This window comes from Microbacterium sp. NPDC058342 (assembly GCF_042723935.1).
In the GTDB taxonomy this organism is placed as follows: Bacteria; Actinomycetota; Actinomycetes; order Actinomycetales; family Microbacteriaceae; genus Microbacterium.
The window spans coordinates 938,088-956,324 of the sequence record NZ_JBHXID010000001.1 but is presented as its reverse complement, the minus strand read 5'-3'; the positions used below and the strand labels follow the sequence as shown (position 1 = coordinate 956,324).

At 70.8% G+C, this 18,237-nt stretch carries 14 protein-coding genes; 9 read left to right on the top strand and 5 right to left on the bottom strand.

Translation table 11 applies throughout. The features are described from left to right. Nucleotides 1–12: 12 nt before the first annotated feature. Genes ACFWHT_RS04255 through ACFWHT_RS04225 form a run of 7 tightly spaced genes read left to right on the top strand, consistent with a single transcriptional unit; the run spans nt 13 to nt 9,833 of the window. Nucleotides 13–1,020, top strand: coding sequence for an ABC transporter substrate-binding protein (locus tag ACFWHT_RS04255; protein ID WP_378825763.1), 1,008 nt, complete (start codon nt 13–15; stop codon nt 1,018–1,020). Nucleotides 1,021–1,035: 15 nt separating this feature from the next. Next, nucleotides 1,036–2,229: an acetyl-CoA carboxylase biotin carboxylase subunit family protein gene (locus tag ACFWHT_RS04250; RefSeq protein WP_378825762.1), complete on the top strand. Its 1,194-nt coding sequence runs from the start codon at nt 1,036–1,038 to the stop codon at nt 2,227–2,229. Further along, nucleotides 2,214–3,881 (top strand): IucA/IucC family protein, encoded by a 1,668-nt coding sequence (locus ACFWHT_RS04245; RefSeq protein ID WP_378825761.1) that lies wholly within the window; start codon nt 2,214–2,216, stop codon nt 3,879–3,881. Before ACFWHT_RS04250 ends, ACFWHT_RS04245 begins: the two co-directional genes overlap by 16 nt. Then, the gene (locus ACFWHT_RS04240; RefSeq protein ID WP_378825759.1) at nt 3,878–5,050 is read left to right on the top strand and encodes an MFS transporter; all 1,173 of its coding nucleotides are present in this window, start codon (nt 3,878–3,880) and stop codon (nt 5,048–5,050) included. Before ACFWHT_RS04245 ends, ACFWHT_RS04240 begins: the two co-directional genes overlap by 4 nt. Next, nucleotides 5,047–6,714, top strand: a complete 1,668-nt coding sequence (locus tag ACFWHT_RS04235) for an IucA/IucC family protein (RefSeq protein WP_378825758.1) — start codon at nt 5,047–5,049, stop codon at nt 6,712–6,714. The genes ACFWHT_RS04240 and ACFWHT_RS04235 overlap by 4 nt, the downstream gene beginning before the upstream one ends. Next, nucleotides 6,711–7,907: an alanine racemase gene (locus tag ACFWHT_RS04230; RefSeq protein ID WP_378825757.1), complete on the top strand. Its 1,197-nt coding sequence runs from the start codon at nt 6,711–6,713 to the stop codon at nt 7,905–7,907. The genes ACFWHT_RS04235 and ACFWHT_RS04230 overlap by 4 nt, the downstream gene beginning before the upstream one ends. A 48-nt stretch (nt 7,908–7,955) precedes the next feature. After that, nucleotides 7,956–9,833: an ABC transporter ATP-binding protein gene (locus ACFWHT_RS04225; RefSeq protein WP_378825756.1), complete on the top strand. Its 1,878-nt coding sequence runs from the start codon at nt 7,956–7,958 to the stop codon at nt 9,831–9,833. 117 nt (nt 9,834–9,950) lie between these two features. Here the strand turns inward: ACFWHT_RS04225 and ACFWHT_RS04220 are convergent, their stop codons facing one another. Beyond that, nucleotides 9,951–11,819, bottom strand: a complete 1,869-nt coding sequence (locus ACFWHT_RS04220) for a phosphoenolpyruvate carboxykinase (GTP) (RefSeq protein ID WP_378825755.1) — start codon at nt 11,817–11,819, stop codon at nt 9,951–9,953. A gap of 108 nt (nt 11,820–11,927) precedes the next feature. On the opposite strand from ACFWHT_RS04220, the gene ACFWHT_RS04215 reads away from it, so the two are divergent. Continuing rightward, nucleotides 11,928–13,370 carry a helix-turn-helix domain-containing protein gene (locus tag ACFWHT_RS04215; protein ID WP_378825753.1) on the top strand — a complete coding sequence of 481 codons (1,443 nt, stop codon included), beginning with the start codon at nt 11,928–11,930 and terminating at the stop codon, nt 13,368–13,370. Between the two features lies 1 nt (nt 13,371). Here ACFWHT_RS04215 and ACFWHT_RS04210 read toward each other — a convergent pair whose 3' ends face one another. From ACFWHT_RS04210 to ACFWHT_RS04200, 3 genes are read right to left on the bottom strand one after another with little or no spacing between them, the layout of a single operon-like run. Then, nucleotides 13,372–14,148 (bottom strand): thioesterase family protein, encoded by a 777-nt coding sequence (locus tag ACFWHT_RS04210; RefSeq protein WP_378825752.1) that lies wholly within the window; start codon nt 14,146–14,148, stop codon nt 13,372–13,374. Between the two features lie 42 nt (nt 14,149–14,190). Then, complete coding sequence (locus tag ACFWHT_RS04205) at nt 14,191–15,240, bottom strand: winged helix DNA-binding domain-containing protein (RefSeq protein ID WP_378825751.1); 1,050 nt, start codon at nt 15,238–15,240, stop codon at nt 14,191–14,193. A 60-nt stretch (nt 15,241–15,300) separates the two neighbouring features. Next, the gene (locus ACFWHT_RS04200; RefSeq protein ID WP_378825750.1) at nt 15,301–16,092 is read right to left on the bottom strand and encodes an SDR family NAD(P)-dependent oxidoreductase; all 792 of its coding nucleotides are present in this window, start codon (nt 16,090–16,092) and stop codon (nt 15,301–15,303) included. Nucleotides 16,093–16,191: 99 nt separating this feature from the next. Between ACFWHT_RS04200 and ACFWHT_RS04195 the strand changes: the two genes are divergently transcribed. Then, complete coding sequence (locus ACFWHT_RS04195; RefSeq protein WP_378825749.1) at nt 16,192–16,701, top strand: MarR family winged helix-turn-helix transcriptional regulator; 510 nt, start codon at nt 16,192–16,194, stop codon at nt 16,699–16,701. 22 nt (nt 16,702–16,723) lie between these two features. On the opposite strand, the gene ACFWHT_RS04190 is transcribed toward ACFWHT_RS04195, so the two are convergent. Beyond that, nucleotides 16,724–18,172: a glyceraldehyde-3-phosphate dehydrogenase gene (locus ACFWHT_RS04190; RefSeq protein WP_378825748.1), complete on the bottom strand. Its 1,449-nt coding sequence runs from the start codon at nt 18,170–18,172 to the stop codon at nt 16,724–16,726. Between the last annotated feature and the right edge of the window lie 65 nt (nt 18,173–18,237).

The window sequence follows — 18,237 nt, the reverse complement described above, 5'->3', positions numbered from 1 at the left end:
AAAGGACCACCGATGCGGCGCTCCGCCCTCGCGATCTCCCTCCTCCTCGCCGTCGGTTTGACGGCATCCGCCTGCGCGGGCGCCCCGGCGGAGTCCGCCGAGCGCCCGGCCAGCACATCCGGCGCGACGGACTCGGCCGAGTGGCCGCGCACCATCGAGCACGCCATGGGCTCGACCGAGATCGACGCGCCGCCGCTGCGGATCGTCGCCCTCGACAACTCGTATGTCGATGCGACGATCCTGCTGGAGAGCGACGTGGTGGGCTACACGACCTATCGCAGCGTCGACGGAACCTTCCCCGAGTATCTGGGGGAAGCCGCGCAGGAGTACGCGGGCGAGGCGACGAGCGTCGGCGTGATCACCGAGCCCGACCTCGAGGCGATCCACGCGCTCGATCCGGACCTGATCATCTCGGCCAAGGTGCGTCACGAGAAGATCTACGATCAGCTCAGCCAGATCGCCCCGACCGTCATGAGCGAGACGACGGGACCGACCTGGCAGGAGAACATCCGGCTGCTGGCGAGCGCGCTCGGTAAGGAGGAGCTCGCCGAGGCGAAGCTCGAGACGTACCTCGCCGCGGCCGAGACGGTCGGCGCGGAGATCAACGAGAAGGCCGGAGACCCCACGATCTCAGTGGTGCGCTTCCTCGACGGCCCGACCCGCCTCTACCTGAACGCCACCTTCAGCGGAATCGTGCTCCAGGACATGAACCTCGCCCGGCCGAAGGCCCAGGACGTCGACGACTTCGCGATCGAGATCAACGAGGAGCAGATCGGCCTGGCCGAGGCCGACCGCATCTTCGTCACGACCTTCGCCGGCGAGGACGACCTCGGCGTGAAGACCAAGGAGCGCTTCGCCCTGAACCCGCTCTGGAAGCCCCTGGCCCCGAAGACGGTCGATGTCAGCGACGAGGCCTGGATGACTGCGGTGAGCGTGCAGGGAGCATACGAGATCATGTCCGATCTCGCCGACGCGTTCGATGTGGAGGGCCCGGCCGGCGCCGAGTCCGTCGTCGGCTGACGGACCTTCCCTCCGATGAGCATCGCCGTCCTCGCGACGAATCCGACCGACTCGAACACGGAGGGCTTCCTCCCCGCCGCCCTGCGGCGGGGAGGGCAGGTCCTCCTGCTGACCGATGATCCGCAAGCGCACCGCGACGCCTACGCCGGCACTGCGCTGAAGGATCGCATCACGATCACGGCGTGCGATGTGCGAGACCACCGCGCGGTGCTGACCGTCCTCGACGCGCACGACGTGCACGCCGTCTTCTCCGGCAGTGATCATCTGCAGATGCAGGCCGCCCTGGCCGCCGACTACCTCGGCCTGCCTGGCAAGGACTGGCGGGCCGCCTGGGCGACGAAGAACAAGGCGGCGATGCGCTCACGCCTGGCCAGGACGGGCGTGGATGCGGTCTGGTCGCTGCGCATCGATCCGGAGGACGAGCTCCCGCCCGAGCCGATGCCCTTTCCCGTCGTCGCGAAACCTCAGGAGGGCGTGGCCAGCGAGAACGTCGAGCTGTGCGCGGACCGCGAGCAGCTGATCGCCCACCTCGGCCGGGCCCGCGCCCGACGTGGCGCGGCGACCATCCTCGTCGAGGAGTTCCTCCCCGGCGAGCTGAGGACGCTGGAGACGCTCGGGGACGGCACGCGCCGGCACGTGCTCGGCGGCTTCCGCACGCGCCTGGGCGACCCGCCGAACTTCGTCGAGGAGGAGCTCACCTTCGAGCCCGAGCCCGACCCCATCATCGTCGATCAGGTCCTCGCCGCACTCGACGCCCTCGGCGTCGGCTTCGGGATCTGCCACACCGAGTACGTCGTGCACGAGGGCCGCGCGCGACTCATCGAGGTCAACTACCGCGCGATCGGAGACCAGTGCGATCTCCTGCTCGCCGACCTGCTGGACATCCCGCTGTTCGACCTCGCCCTCGGAGTGCACTGCGGAGACGCCCTGCCGCCGGAGCTCGGACGGCGGGTCGACGGGCGTGCGCGGGTGACCTACCTGTGCGCGTCCTCGGGCGGCACGCTCGAGGAGGCGCCGGATGCGGCCGACATCGTCACCGACGATGTGGCTCTGACGTACCGGCCGATGCGCGAGCGGGGCGTGCGTGCGGAGTTCACCGGAACCAACCGCGACTACCTCGGCGTGGTCCGCGCGCGCGGGAGAGAGCAGTCGCGGGTGGACGCCGCGGTCGCGGCGTTCATCGCCGAGAATCGATGGACGATCCGATGACCGGCGCGCCGACGGCATCGAACGAGGACAGACTGGTCTCCCGTCTGCTGGACGCCGTGCTGCGCGAGGACCTCTGGGGCTGGCGCACGCGGGGGACGGTGCGTCCCGGGGCACGGGGCGCGATGCTCGCATCGCCCGGCGGCGATCTCGCCCTGCCCGTGCAGCGCGGCCTCACCGCGGACTGGGTGACGCGGGCACCAGAGCTGGAGCGTCGCGGAGCGGTCGTGCGCGGACTGCATCCCGTGCTGGATGCCCTCGAACCGCTCGTCGATCCGCAGGACCGTGACGGCTTCTCCGCCTGGCGGGAGGAGTGCGCTGCGGCGCTGCGCGCCGATGACGCGCTGTCGTCGAGGCGTGAGCGAGCGCTGCGAAGGATCCGCGGGCGATCATCCGCCGACGTACACCGGCGCGCGCTGGTCGACGAGTCGGCCGCGGCTCACCTCGGCCACCCCGTCTACCCGACCGGCTCGGCGCGCACCGGCCTGTCCGAGGCCGAGGACGACGCCTACGGCCCGGAGTCGCTGCCGTCGTTCCCTCTGCGATGGTTCTCGGTCGACCGTGCGGCGCTCGACGGCACCATCCATGAGGGCGCCCTGCCGAACTGGTGGCCGGTTCTCGACGGGGATCGCTTCGCCCTCCCCTCGCATCCGCTCATGGCGGATCGTCTCGCCGAGCCGGCGCTGCGTCCGATGCCGGAGGCCCCGCCACTTCTCGTCACGCCGACTCTGTCGATGCGCACCGTGGCCGTCGACCGGGATCCGTCGTGGAGCCTCAAGGTGCCGGTGCCCACCGCCACCCTGGGCACCAGGAACCGGCGCCTGGTCTCCCTCGGGAGCCTGCGGGACGGCGCAGCGGGCGAGATCCTTCTGCGCCGGGTGCTCTCCGCTGACCCGGCCTGGCGGTCGCGCGTGCTGCACGCCGACGAGCAATCCTTCGGCGGCCTCCGCGGACGAGACGACGCCACCGTGCTGCTGCGGCGCAACCCGGCGCAGCCATCGGCGGCGCGGGTGGTGTCGGTCGCAGCGCTCCCGGCCACATCGCTGCGAACGGCCCGCCCCGTCATCTGCGAACTGGCCGCGCACATGGATGCCACCGTGCCGGCCCTGTTCGGCGAGGTCTGCACCCTGATCTTCGACTTCTCGGTCTGGCTCTACGCCAGGGGGATCGCGCTGGAGGCCCACCAGCAGAACATCTCGCTGATCGCCGAACCCGGGCATCCGCTCCGCCTTCTGCTCAAGGACAACGACGGCCTCCGCGTGCTGCCGGATCGACTGCGCCTGCCCGCGGGCGCCGAGCGGCCGGCCTTCGACGACGGGCGCATCATCGTCGATTCGGTCGAGCCGCTGCGTCACCTGGTGACGACCATCACGGTTCATCTCGTGGCCGGAATGCTCGCCGTCGCCCTCGCCGACGCCGGCATCGCGGACCGCGACACGCTGCTGCGCATCGCCGCCGCCGCGTTCGAGGACGCGGTGGACCGCGTGGGCGGAGAGGCGGCGCGCGAGCTCCGCGAGGGCATCATCGACTCCGCGCGGTGGCCGGTCAAGGCGATGGTGACCGCGGGAACCCTGCTCAGCAAGGAGCGATCCGGCGCCCTGGACGTCAACAAGCACTACGTCGACGGCCCCAACTACCTGTTCGGCGCACGATGAGCGGCGGCATCCATGTGCTGATCGGCTGCTACTTCGTGGCCTCGTTCGCCGCGCTGGGCCTGCCGCCGTACCTCACCGAGATCCTCCCCGGCCTCGGTGACGCCCAGGCGGCCTGGGCCGGGGTGCTGTACGTGGTGCCGACGGTGTTCGCCGCCGTGGCGGCGCCGCTGTGGGGACGCCTGGCCGACAGGTTCGGGCCGAGGCGGATGCTCCTGCGCGCCCAGTCGGGACTCGCCCTGGCTTTCGTGCTGGCGGGCATCGCCGACAGCGTCGTCGTGCTCGCCGTCGCCCTGATGCTGCAGGGCGTGCTGGGCGGCACGTACGCGGCCACGCAGGCATACCTCGGCAGCCGCCTCGACGCGCGCGAGCTCGGCACCGCTCTCGTGCTGCTGCAGGGCGCGGCCCGAGCCGCCCTGCTGATCGCCCCGCTGACCATCGGCGCGCTCTCCCACTGGATCTCGCCGCAGCACCAGTACCTGTGGTTCGCGGCACTGCCCGCGGCGACGGCCGTCCTCGTCCTCACCCTGCCGCGGCAGGAGGGGAGCGCGAAGGAGAGCGCCGCGACGCTCCGCCCGGGCGGTGACGTCTCGCCCTGGCTGGTCTGCGCGGTCGAGGCGGGATTCGTGCTCGCGACGGTCATCACCTATCCGTACTTCCTGAGGCAGATGACCACCTGGCATCCCGGCCTGACATCGCTGTGGGCGTCCGCGCTGTTCGCGCTGCCGCATGTGCTCTACCTCGTGTCGGCGGCGTTCCTGCACGCGCGCACCGCACGCCGGCCCATGCTCGCGCTGCGCACGGGCCTGCTGGCCGTCGCCGCCGGCGCCGCGAGCATCGCGCTGCCGCTGCCCATCCCCGTCGTGATCGCGGGACGGCTCGTCTTCGGCATCGGCATGGCGCTCGCCCTCGTCGCACTCGCGCAGCTCGCCTCCAGGGCGGTGCGCCCCGAGAGCTCGGGACGCACGTTCGGGGTCATCGAGCTGTTCTCCAAGCTCGGCGCGGTCGCCGCGGGCCTGCTCGCATCCGCGAGCTCCACCTGGAGCCCGGTGGCGCCCTTCCTGATCGGCGCGGCCGTGGCCGGCGCCTTCGCCGTCCTCCTCCCCTCGCACATCCCCGGCCCCCGTCGGGCCGAACCCCTCCTTCCTCACCTGACATCGGAGCAGAGATGAATCCCCTCGCCGACCTCGACATCGACGACATCGCCGCGCACGGCCTCGTCCGCGCCTTTCTGCGGGAGGTGTCGGTGCCCGACGCCCAGGCGCGTCTGACCGGATCATGGCTGGTGCTCTCGCTGCCGCGCACCGGACTCGCGCTGCGCCTGCAGGTGAGCCGGGCGAGCGTCACCGACAACCACCGCTTCACCGGTCCTGCGCAGATCGCCGAGAACGGCGGGTGGCGTATCGCGACGTCCGCAGACGTCGCCGAGGCGATCGCCCACGAACTGCGCCTGCTGACCGGCACCGCCAACGACGAGTTCGCGGCACAGGCCCGCGAATCCCGTCTGGGCATGCAGCGCGCCCACGCGGCGGTGCTGTCCCGCCGGGACCTCACGGCGGGGTCGGCGGTCGAGCGGTACCTGCAGTCCGAGCAGTCGCTGTGGGCGGGCCATCGCTGGCATCCGACCCCGAAGTCGCGGGACGAGGATGCCCGCACCTGGAGCTGCTACGCCCCGGAGGCGGCGCCTCGCATAGCGTTGCGCTGGCTGTCGGCCCCCGCAGAGCGGGTGATCGGCGAGGACTCCCGCGACGGCGCCCGGACGACGGCCGAGGCCCTCGCCGGCGCTCCCGAAGCGGATGCGGGTCGCATCGCCCTTCCCGTTCACCCCTGGCAATGGGAGCGCCTGCGCGAGACCGAGGAGATCCGCCGGCTGCTGCGCCGCGGCGATCTGGCCGACCTGGGCACGACGGCCGCCGATCATCACCCGACGAGCTCGGTGCGCACGCTCCTCGGTCCCCGGCATTTCCTCAAGCTCAGCCTGGGCGTGCGCATCACCAACTGCGTGCGCACCCATGCGCCGTATGAGCTGACCGGCGCGATCGACATAGCGAACACCGTGGCGCCCGCGCTCGCCGAGCTCGAGCAGAGACATCCGCACGTGCGGCTGATGCGGGAGACGGGGTGGCGCAGCGCGCGATTCAACGACGCCGACCTCGTCTCCCCGCTCGGGGTCATCGTGAGGGAGGGCTGGCAGGGCATCCTGCGGCCCGGCTCCACGCCGCTGCTGGCCGCCGCACTCGCGGCCGAGTTCCCCGGCGCCCCGGCGCAGCTCGCCTCGATCGTCGACCCGGCCGATGCCATGACCTGGTGGGACCGGTACCTGCGCCTGCTCGTGCCGTTCGTCGTGGACTCCTATGCGGACCACGGGATCGTCTGCGAGCCGCACCTGCAGAACGTCGTCGTCGGCGTCGACGACGCCGGCATGCCGGTTCAGCTCTTCCTGCGTGATCTGGAGGGTGTGAAGCTGCTGCCGCGCTGGCGCGACAGCCTGCTCGACGTGGATGCCCTCAGCGCGACGCGGCTGTCGTACGACGAGCGCACCGGCTGGCGCAGGACCGCCTACTGCCTGTTCGTCAACAACATCTCGGAGTTCGTCGCGGCGCTCGCCGACCTCGGATGCCGTGAGGAGGAGCTGTGGGAGCGCGTGCGCGATGTGCTCTCCGACCTGCGCCGCGGGGCGAACCGCCACGAGCTGGACGCGCTGCTCAGCGGGGTGCCCGCCCCCGCCAAGTCCAATCTGCTCGTGCGCTGGAATCGACGGCCCGACCGCGACGCCGGCTACGTCGCCGTCCCTCTGCCGCTGTCCGACGCCAGCCGGATCGCGCTGTCGGCATGACCGGCTCGATCGACGAGCACGTCGCGTCGCTCGACGCGGATCAGCTGCCGAGCTACATCTACGACCTGGCGGCGCTGCGTCGCCATGTCGGTGCGATCCGCTCGCGCATCCCTGCCGACGTCGAGCTGTTCTACGCCGCCAAGGCGAACCCGGATGCGGTGCTCCTGCGCACCCTGGCGCCACTCGTCGACGGGTTCGAGGCGTCATCGGCTGGCGAACTCGATCACATCATGGCGAGCGCTCCCGGCGCGCGCGTCGCCGTCGGCGGCCCCGGGAAATCCCCGGCCGACCTGAGAGCCGCCATCAGGCACGGGGTCGACCGCGTGCACGTCGAGAGCGTCACCGAACTGCGCCGGCTGTCGCAGGCGGCCGCTGAATCCGGACGGCGGATCGACATCCTGCTGCGGGCGAATCTCGTGGATGTGCCACCGGCCATCGACGACGCACCACTCGCGATGGCCGGTCGGGCGACGCCGTTCGGCATGGACGACCGTGACATCTCCGACTGCCTGCGCCTGCTCTCCGGCGACACGCATCTGCGACTCGCCGGACTGCACGCCCACGTCGCCTCCGGACTGCACGCGGATGCGCACCTCGCCGTGTGCGCCTCGATCCTGCGCTACGCGGAGCAGATCGAGCGCGCGCACGACGTGCAGCTCCAGGAGGTGAACCTCGGCGGCGGCATGGCCGTGTCGTACGACCCCTCCGGGCAGCAGTTCGACTGGGATCACTGGACCGCCGGGATCGAGGCGCTCCGCCTGCGCGGCCATCAGCACAGGACCCTGCGGATCGAGCCCGGGCGGGCCCTCACGGCGTGGTGCGGCAGCTACGTCACCGAGATCCTCGACATCAAGCGCAGTCACGGCGAGGAGGTGGTCATCGTCGCCGGCGGGACCCACCACCTGCGCACCCCCGCCGCGCGCGGCCACGATCAGCCCGCGCATCTCGTGCCGGTCGCCGCCTCCTCCGCTCCCCGCGTGACGCACGAGCACGCGCAGCTCGTCGGGCAGCTGTGCACCCCGAAGGACGTGCTGTCGCGCCGGGCGCCCCTGCACGGGGCCGGGCTCGGCGATCGGGTGGTGCTGTCGCTGGCCGGCGCATACGCCTGGAACATCAGCCATCATGACTTCCTCATGCATCCCGCGCCGACGGTGCACTACCTCGACGACGACGTCCGTGCATCCCACCCATAGCCATCTGGCGGTACCGTCGTCACGAGTCTTCTTCAGATCGAGGTCCCCATGTCCAGCACGGCGACAGCACGCCGACGCGGACGCGGCGCAGCGCAGGATGGACCGCGCGCCACGTTCCGCCAGCTCCTCCCTTTCCTGTTCGAGCACAAAGGGGTCCTCGCGTGGGCGGCGGTGCTCAGCGTCGTCGGCGCGGCGGCCTCACTGGCGCAGCCCCTGCTCGTCGGGCAGGTCATCGACCGGGTGCAGCGGGAGGAGACGCTCGGAGCGCTCGTCTGGGTGCTGATCGCACTGGTGATCGTGGCATCCGTGATCTCCGGCTATCAGCACTATCTGCTGCAGCGCACCGGCACCGCGGTGGTGTACTCCAGCCGCCGCCAGCTGATCGCCCGCATCCTGCACCTGCCCATCAGCGAGTTCGACGCCCGGCGCACGGGCGACCTCGTCTCGCGGGTCGGCACCGACACCACTCTGCTGTACGCCGTGCTCACGCAGGGTCTGGCGGATGCCGTGGGCGGTGCGATCCTGTTCGCCGGAGCGCTGATCGCGATGCTGATCATCGATCCGGTGCTCCTGCTGCTGATCGTCCTGGTGATCGGCGGCTCCGTCGTCGTGGTGGTCGTGCTCAGCGGCCGCATCCGCACGGCGTCCGCCGCCCAGCAGCACAAGGTCGGCGAACTGGCCTCCGGCGTGGAGCGCGGCATCTCCAGCATCCGCACCGTGCGCGCCTCCGGCGCCGGCGAGCGGGAGACCGCCGCCATCGACGGCCTGGCCGGCGAGGCGTACGGGCTGGGCGTGCGCATCGCGAAGATCTCGTCGATGGTCGTGCCGGTCGCGGGCATCGCGCTGCAGGTCTCACTCCTGGTCGTCCTCGGCGTCGGCGGTTTCCGAGTGGCGTCCGGTGCACTGAGCATCGCGTCGCTGGTGACGTTCATCATGTTCCTGTTCATGCTGGTGATGCCTCTGGCGCAGGCGTTCGGCGCCATCACCTCGGTGAACCAGGCGCTCGGCGCGCTGGGTCGCATCCAGGAGATCCTCGATCTGCCGACCGAGACGCACGACGACGCCCCGGACGCCGCGGCCACCGCCGCGCCGGTCGTCGGGGCGCCTGCGGTGGAGTTCCGCGAGGTGCGCTTCCGCTACCCCGATCACGTCATCGCCGCCCGCGAGGCCGCGGCGAAGGAGGCGCGCACCCTGCTGGCCGACGCGCATCTGGAGGCGGAGCCCGCGCAGACGGGTGAGACGGGCCGGGATGTGCTCAAAGGCGTGTCGTTCGCCGTTCCCCGCGGAGCCCGCGTGGCCCTGGTCGGGCCCAGCGGGGCGGGGAAGAGCACCATCCTGTCGCTCATCGAGCGCTTCTACGACCCGACGGGCGGTTCGATCCGCCTCGCCGGTCACGACGTGCGCTCCTATCCCCGCACGCAGCTGCGTGCGCAGTTCGGCTACGTCGAGCAGGATGCGCCGACCCTCGCGGGCACGCTCGCCGAGAACCTCCGGCTGGCCGCCCCGGATGCTGCGGATGCCGACTGCGAGCGCGTGCTGCGCTCGGTGAACCTCGGCGACGTGCTCGAGCGCAGCCCGCTCCGGCTGGAGGCGCCCGTCGGCGAGGGCGGCGTGATGCTCTCGGGCGGCGAGCGCCAGCGCCTGGCCATCGCGCGCGCTCTGCTGACCGAGGCCCCGATCCTGCTGCTGGACGAGTCGACGTCGTCGCTCGACGGCGTGAACGAGCAGCGGATGCGCGAGGCGATCGACGCCGCGGCCGCCGACCGCACGCTGATCGTCATCGCGCACCGGCTGTCGACCGTCGTCGACAGCGATCTCATCGTGGTGCTGCAGGACGGCTCCGTGGTGGGTCAGGGCACGCACGAGGAGCTCGTCGCAGGGGTGCCGCTGTATCGCGACCTCGCGAGGCATCAGCTGCTCGTCTGAGCGCCGGCAGCATGACGCGACGGCGGGATGCCGGGGACCACTCAGCCATGGGTTCGTCCCCGTCATCCCGCCGTCGCGGGTCGCGGTGCGCTGCGGCTTTCGTGCCGCAGCGCGGGATCAGCGCGCTGCGGCCAGCCGGTAGCGCAGGGCGTCGAGCTCGCTGCGCAGGGCTGCGGGGAGCCTGTCGCCGAAGATGCCGTAGAACTCCTCCGTCGAATCGGCTTCGGCCTGCCATGCGTCGATGTCGATCTCGAACAGCTCGTCGAGATCGGCATCCGTGATCTCCAGGCCCTCGAGGTTGAGGTCCTCGCGGCGCGGCAGGCGCCCGATCGGGCTGTCCACGGCGGGCACCTCGCCGGAGATGCGGCGGATGATCCAGTCGATGACACGCGAGTTGTCGCCGAATCCCGGCCACAGGAAGCGGCCGTCGTCGCCGCGGCGGAACCAGTTGACCTGGAAGATGCGCGGTGCGCGGTCGAAGCGCAGCGACCGGCCGACCTTCAGCCAGTGACCGAAGTAGTCGCCCATGTTGTATCCGCAGAACGGCAGCATGGCGAAGGGGTCGCGCCGCAGCTCGCCGACCGTGCCCTCGGCCGCGGCCGTGCGCTCGGACGAGATGGTCGACCCCAGGAAGACGCCGTGCGTCCAGTCGGTCGCCTCCACCACGAGCGGAACGTTGGTCGCGCGTCGCCCGCCGAACAGGATCACATCGAGCGGCACCCCGTCCGGGTGCTCCCAGTCGTCGGAGATCTGCGGGCACTGGGCCGCCGAGACCGTGAAGCGGGAGTTCGGGTGCGCCGCCGGGCGACCCGAATCGGGCGTCCACGCGTTGCCCTCCCAGTCGATGAGGTCGGCCGGCGGGGTGTCGGTGAGACCCTCCCACCACACGTCGCCGTCGGGCCGCAGCGCCACGTTGGTGAAGATCGTGTTGCCCCAGAGGGTCTCCACGGCCGTCACGTTGGTGGACTCGCCGGTGCCGGGCGCCACGCCGAAGAAGCCCGCCTCGGGGTTCATCGCGTACATGCGACCGTCCTCGCCGGGACGGATCCAGACGATGTCGTCGCCGAGGGTCTCGACCGTCCAGCCGGGGATCGTCGGGCGCAGCATCGCCAGGTTGGTCTTGCCGCACGCGGAGGGGAACGCAGCGGCGACGTGGTGAGCCCTGCCCTTCGGGTCGGTGACGCGGATCAGCAGCATGTGCTCGGCGAGCCAGCCCTCGTCACGGGCGATCACCGACGCGATGCGCAGCGCGAAGCACTTCTTGGCGAGGATGGCGTTGCCGCCGTAGCCGGAGCCGTACGAGTACACCTCGAGCGTCTCGGGGAAGTGCACGATGTACTTGTCGTCGTTGCAGGGCCACGCGACGTCCGTCTGGCCGGGCTCGAGGGGAGCGCCGACCGAGTGCACGGTCTTCACCCACGGGGCGCCGTCGGCGATCTGCCGGGTGACCGCGTCGCCGACGCGCGTCATGATGTTGATGGATGCCACCGCGTAGGCGCTGTCGGTGACCTGCACGCCGATGTGGGAGAGCTTTCCTCCGACCGGCCCCATCGAGAAGGGGATCACGTACATGGTGCGTCCCCGCATCGAGCCGGCGAAGACCCGGTCCATCGTCCGGCGCATCTCGGCCGGGTCGGCCCAGTTGTTCGTGGGTCCGGAATCCTCCTCGCGTTCGGAGGCGATGAAGGTGCGTCCTTCGGTACGGGCCACGTCGCTCGGGTGGGAACGGGCGAGGTAGGAGCCCGGACGCCATTCGGGATTGAGCTTGATGATCTTGCCGTCGTCGACGAGCTGCTGCAGGATCATCTCGTTCTCGGCGCGCGATCCGTCGATCCAGTGCACGCGGTCCGGCTGGGTGAGCGCGGCGATGCCGTCGACCCACTCACGAAGCTCCGCCATGGCGGGCGTGTCATACGTCGGGACCGCCCCGTGGCGGCGCGCGGGCGCTGCGGCGGTGCGGGCGACGTACGTCTCGGCGAGGGCCATGTCTTCTCCTTAGGAAAGGGGCGGTAAGCCCATCCTCGAGGATCTTTTGCAGCACTTTCGGTCATCGAGCGCGGAAAGAAGAATGATTCTTTCGGGTATGCTCAAGGAATGGCCACCAGTGGACTCGAGCTCAGCACCCTCGGACATCGCATCCGCCACCACCGGACGAAGAAGGGCTTCACCCTCGACGATCTGGGGGCGATGGTCGGCATCGCCGGCTCACAGCTCAGCCTGATCGAGAACGGCAAGCGGGAGCCGAAGCTCTCGTTGCTGCAGGCGATCGCGCAGGCGTGCAGCACCGACGTGGCCGATCTCATCTCGGGCGAGCCGCCGAACCGGCGGGCCGCCCTGGAGATCGAGCTGGATCGGGCGCAGGCCAGCCCGGTCTTCCGCCAACTGGGCATCGCGCCGGTGCGGGTGTCGAAGGGCATGAGCGACGAGACCATCGAGGCCGTGCTGGGGCTGCACCGCGAGCTGCACCGGCGCGAGAGCGAGGCGATCGCGACGCCTGAAGAGGCCCGCCGCGCCAACACCGAGCTGCGCCTGATGATGCGGGACAGGGGCAACTACCTGCCCGACATCGAGGCGCTGGCCGAGAAGCAGCTGAAGGCGGCAGGGCACGTCTCCGGCGCGCTCACGCACCGCACCGTGAGCATCATGGCCGAAAGGCTGGGCTTCGAGCTCATCTACGTGGACGATCTGCCCCATTCGACCAGGTCGGTCACCGATCTCGAGAACGGCCGCATCTACCTTCCGCCGGCGTCGATCCCCGGCGGTCACGGCCTTCGCTCGATGGCGCTGCAGGCGATGGCGCACCGCCTGCTCGGGCACACTCCCCCGACCGACTACGCGGACTTCCTGCAGCAGCGTCTCGAGATCAACTACTTCGCGGCATGCGCGCTGATTCCCGAGACAGCCGGTGTCGCCTTCCTGCAGCAGGCGAAGAAGGACCGCAACCTCGCGGTGGAGGACTTCCGCGACGCCTTCGGCGTCACGCACGAGGCGGCGGCGATGCGCATGACGAATCTCATGACGCACCATTTCGACATGCGGCTGCACTTCCTCCGCGTCGACGAGAACGGCGCCATCACGCGCGTTTACGAGAACGACGACCTGCCGCTGCCGATGGACGTGACCGGCGCGGTTGAGGGCCAGCCCGCCTGCCGGCGCTTCTCGGCTCGTGCCGCCTTCGAGCAGCGCAACCGCACCACCGAGCACTACCAGTACACCGACACCCCCTCCGGGACGTTCTGGTGCGCCACGCAGACCGGCTCCGCCAGCGACGGCGGCTTCTCCATCACCGTGGGCGTGCCCTTCGACGATGCGCGGTGGTGGCGGGGGCGCGAGACCTCGCACCGTGCGCAGTCCGCCTGTCCCGACGAGTCGTGCTGCCGACGGGCATCCGCCGCCGTCGCCCACCGCTGGGAGGGACGCGCCTGGCCGAGCGCGCGCGTGCACACCCACATGTTCTCACCGCTCCCCCGCGGAGCCTTCCCCGGCGTGGACGACAGCGAGGTGTACGCGTTCCTCGATCGGCACGCCGGCGAGTAGCTCAGCGCGGACGGATCGTCAGCGTCTGGGACGAGGTGCCCAGCGGTCCCGAGTCGTCACTGAGCACCGACTCGGTGAGGCCGATCCCGTCGGCGCCGAACGACACCGAGGTGTCGAGGCCGAACCACTCCCCCGCCGGCTCGCGGAAGATGCTCGCGGTCAGATCCACGTTCGGATAGAGTGCCCGCTCCGGCGCCACGCGCGTGGCGATGCCGTTCGCGAAGTCGACCATTCCCAGCATGCGCGCCCGGGGGGAGACCGTCTCGCCGTCGAGCAGCGGATGCTTCGGGCGGATCCAGCAGCGCGACCGCCCTGTCTCGACGAACTCGCGTCTGGCCTCGATCGACCGGATGGCGCCGCCGGCCCACACGTCGGCCGGCGACCAGTCCGGCAGGGCGTCCCGGTCGGGCAGGTGCGGCAGCGGGTCGCCCTGGATGGCCGTGGTGTCGCTCTGCTGCAGCATCCACGCACGCAGGGTGACGGCCGCTCGCCCGCCGTGTGCCAGGGTCGTCTCGACCAGCTCGATGGTCCTGCCCGCGCGCACGACGCGCGTCGCCGTCTCGAAGGAGTCCATCGGGATGACGCCGAGGATGTCGCAGCTCGCCCGCGCGAGCACGAGCGGCGCATCCGGCCGCCGGGCGGTGTGGTCGGCCTCGACGACGTGTGCGAGCAGCCCGATCACCGGGGCGATGTGCTGCTCATCGGGGTTCCACGCGCCGCCGACGTGCTCGGTGGGCGCGAAGCCCGTCGGGGACAGACGGTGGAAGTAGCTCGACACCCCTCCATTGTGTCAAGGTCCGCGAGCGGGGCCGGCGCAGGCTCAGCCGTCGACGAAGTGCGCGAAGCGCGCGACCGCCCGGGCGAGGGCATCGCCGTCGGGATCGTCGTCGAACAGCACCGGCGGCTCGCCGCGGGTCGCGTCGGCGTGTGACCACGTGCCGACGACCCGACCCCGGTGCACGAGCGTGGGGCGCACCATCCCGTTCTTGCCGGGGCCGACCGTCGCCAGGTGCTCCGGAGCGCACACCGCCGTCCGCTCGGCGTAGGAGATGTAGTACTCGTCGAAAGCCGGCAGTGCGACCGCCTCCGGTGCGCCCGGCGACCGCCTCGGCGACTGCGCGGCGGCGAAGCGGGCCTCGTCGATCCGATCGACCCGGTCTCGTGCGCGATCGGCGGCCTCGCGGGCCTGGCCGAGCGTCAGGCCGGCCCACCACGCGAAGTCGGCGACGCCGGCGGGTCCATGCCCCGCGATGTAACGCGCGAACAGCTCGGCGAGCGGATCGGCCGGCGCGTCGGTGTCGCCGATCCAGTCCTCCACGAGCATGAAGCGCTGCTCCCGCGCGATGCCCCGGGCGGCGGGCTCGATCGGCCCCTGGCAGATCTCGCCGGCGATCGTGAGTGCGAACAGCAGATGGGTGCCGCGCTGCCCTTTCGGATCGATGCCGGCCCCCTCGAGCACCGCGAACGCCTCGGCGCGCGTGCAGCCGCCGTCGCGCAGCGCCGGGGCCAGCACGCGCGACGCCGTCGCCAGCACCGCGTCGTCCACACCGAGCTCTCGATGCCGCCCCGCCGCCTGACGGCGCTGGCGATCGCCCGTGACGGAGAGGATCCAGGCCAGGTCGCGCGCCGGCACGATGTGCAGCGTGCCGCGCATGGTCCAGGCCCGCACGAGCTCGCCCCGGGCGAAGGCCGCATCCACGGTCGCTATCGTGGGCGCGCCCTTCGTGCGCACGCCGAGCGCCCAGCGACCGGCCAGCAGATCCTGACTCTGCACCGCGAGCATGTGGTGCGCGGCATCCGTCACCGTCGCGGCGGGCGCCGTGAGCCGATGCGATCGAAGACGTCGGTCCAGGAGCGCGCGCGGAGTCATGACGCCATCATGCCCGCAGCCGGCGACATCACGACGACGGATGCCGCGCGTCGCGCCGACCTAGAGCACCGTCGTGAGCACGCCGCCGTCCGCCCGTATCGCGCCGCCGTTCATGGCGGAGGAGCGCGGACTCGCGATGAACGCGACCGTGCTCGCGATCTCGCTCGGGTCGATGAACCTCTGGATCAGCGAGGTGTCCCGCACGAGCGACTTCTTCAGCTCGTCGGCCGTGATCGACTGCGCCTGGGCGATCTGCTCGACCGTACGGGCGACGCCGTCCGAGTACGTGGGGCCGCCGAGCACGGTGTTCACGGTCACGGCCGTGCCGCGCGTGAGCTTCGCGAGCCCGTTGCTCAGTGCGAGAGACGCCGACTTGGAGGCTCCGTACGGGATCATGGCCGCCGGGACGTCGACGGCGGACTCGGTGCCGACGAAGATGATCCGGCCCCAGCCTCGATCCAGCATCGCGGGCATCAGAGCTCGCGAGAGCCGCAGGCCGGAGAGCACGTTGATCTCGAAGTACCGATACCAGGCGTCGTCGCCCGCGTCGAAGAAGTCGTCGATGTCGAAGACCCCCACGCTGTTGACCAGGACGTCGACGTTGCCGAGCGAGTCGATCAGGGCCGTCACCTGATGCGCGTCGGCGAAGTCCGCCGCGATGCCCGAGACGGCGTCCGCGTCGACGCGGGTCTCCTCCCGCAGACGCACCACCGCCTCTGCCACCCGATCACTCGTCCTTCCGTTGATGACGACGCAGGCGCCCTCGGCCAGGCAGGCTTTCGCGATCGCATAGCCGATCCCCTGAGTCGACCCGCTGATGAACACTCGCTTTCCCGCCAGCTGAAGATCCATGACAACCGTTCCCTTCGTGTTCTGCTCAGACGATTCACTTGTCTGGGCAACTGAATACTACATTCAGTTGCCCAGGAAAGCGATCGCTAGGATCGATCCATGACTGCCGAGGAACAACCCTTCCCGTCCGCGGCGCGGCCCGGGGCCTTCACGCCGGACGAGCTCGAGACCTGGTCGTCGCTGGCCACCCTGCTGGAGTGGCTGCCCGTGGCCCTCGATGCCCAGCTGCGAACGGCCGCGGATCTCAGCCACTTCGAGTTCGGTGTCCTGTTCGCGCTGTCACGTGCGCCGGAGCACACGCTGCGCATGCGGATCCTCGCGGGTTATGCCAACAGCACGCTGTCGCGCCTGTCCCGCGCGGCCGGAAGGATGGAGCGGCGGGGGCTGGTCGTGCGCAGGACGGATCCGCACGACGGGCGCTCGACGCTCGCGACGCTCACCGAAGCCGGACTCGCGCTCGTCGAGGGGGCCACCCCGGGACACGTCGGACTCGTCCGCCGGATCGTGCTCGACGCGCTCAGTCCCGCCGAACGGGACCAGATGAGAGGGATCGCCCAGCGGATCACGCGCGCCATCAGCGAGCACGACAGCTGGAGCCCGTCGCTCTGAGAAGCCGCGAGGCACCGGCGGATCAGGCGTGCAGCGTCACCTCGCGGCGGGTCGGGAGCACGACGGGGTGGGATCCGGCCATCACCTCGAGCACGCGCACCACCTGGCAGGAGTAGCCGTACTCGTTGTCGTACCAGACGTACAGCACGACGTCGCGGTCGTTCGCGATGGTCGCGAGGCCGTCGACGATGCCGGCGCGGTGCGAGCCGACGAAGTCGGTGGAGACGACCTCGGGGCTCTCGACGTAGTCGATCTGCTGGCGCAGCTTGGAGTGCAGCGACGCCCGGCGCAGATAGTCGTTGAGCTGCTCGCGGGTGGCGGAGTTCTCGAGCGTGAGGTGCAGGACCGCGAGTGAGACGTCGGGGGTGGGAACGCGGATGGCCGAGCCGGTGAGCCGGCCCTCGAGCTCGGGAAGGGCGCGAGCGACCGCCTTGGCGGCGCCGGTCTCCGTGATGACCATGTTCAACACGGCGGACCGGCCGCGACGGTCGCCCTTGTGGAAGTTGTCGATCAGGTTCTGGTCGTTGGTGAACGAGTGCACCGTCTCGACATGGCCGCGCACAATGCCGTAGGCCTCGTTCACGGCCGCCAGGACGGGAGTGATCGCGTTGGTGGTGCAGGAGGCAGCCGACAGGATGCGATCCTCGGGCAGGATCGTCGCGTCGTTGATGCCGTGGACGATGTTCTTGACGGCCCCCTTGCCCGGGGCGGTCAGGAGCACGCGCGACGCGCCCCGCGCCTCCAGATGCCGGCGCAGCCCCGCCTCGTCGCGCCAGCGCCCGGTGTTGTCGACGATGATCGCGTCGTGGATGCCGTGGGCGGTGTAGTCGACCGTGGCCGGATCGTCGGAGTAGATGACCTGGATGCGGGTGCCGTTGGCGATGATCTGCGAATTCTGCTCGTCGACGTCGACGGATCCCTCGAAGCGACCGTGCACCGAATCGCGCAGCAGCAGCGATGCGCGCTTGACGAGGTCGTTCTCCGATCCGCGTCGCACCACGATCGCGCGCAGGCGCAGTCCGCTGCCGCCGCTGTTGTGGCCGATGAGGATGCGCGCCAGCAGCCGGCCGATGCGGCCGAAGCCGTAGAGCACGACGTCGACCGGCGCCGCGACCTCGGCGTCCAGCGCCGGGGCGAGCACCTGACGCAGATAGGCGGCGAGGTCGCCGCCCGCGGCGGCGTGACCCTCGACGAGACGCGCGACGTCGAGCGACGAGGCACCCGGGGACAGTTCGCGCAGCGCCTCCAGCACGCTGAGTGTGTCCTCGAGGGCCAGCTGGCCGTGGCCGAGCTGTGCTACGCGCTCGTGCACCTCGAGGATGCCCGTCGTGGAGAGCCCGAGCAGCCGATGCCCGTGCAGGGACGTGACGACGTCGTGCTCGCGGTTCAGCCCGCCGATCAGCGGGATCATCCGCTCCGCGAGTTCTTCTCTGACCTTCCAATCGTCGCGGTGCGCGGCGAAATCGTCCATGTGCGTCCTTGCTGATGTCGTCGATGCCGGGAGGGGCCCGCCGGCAGGCGGAGAGCGGGCGGATC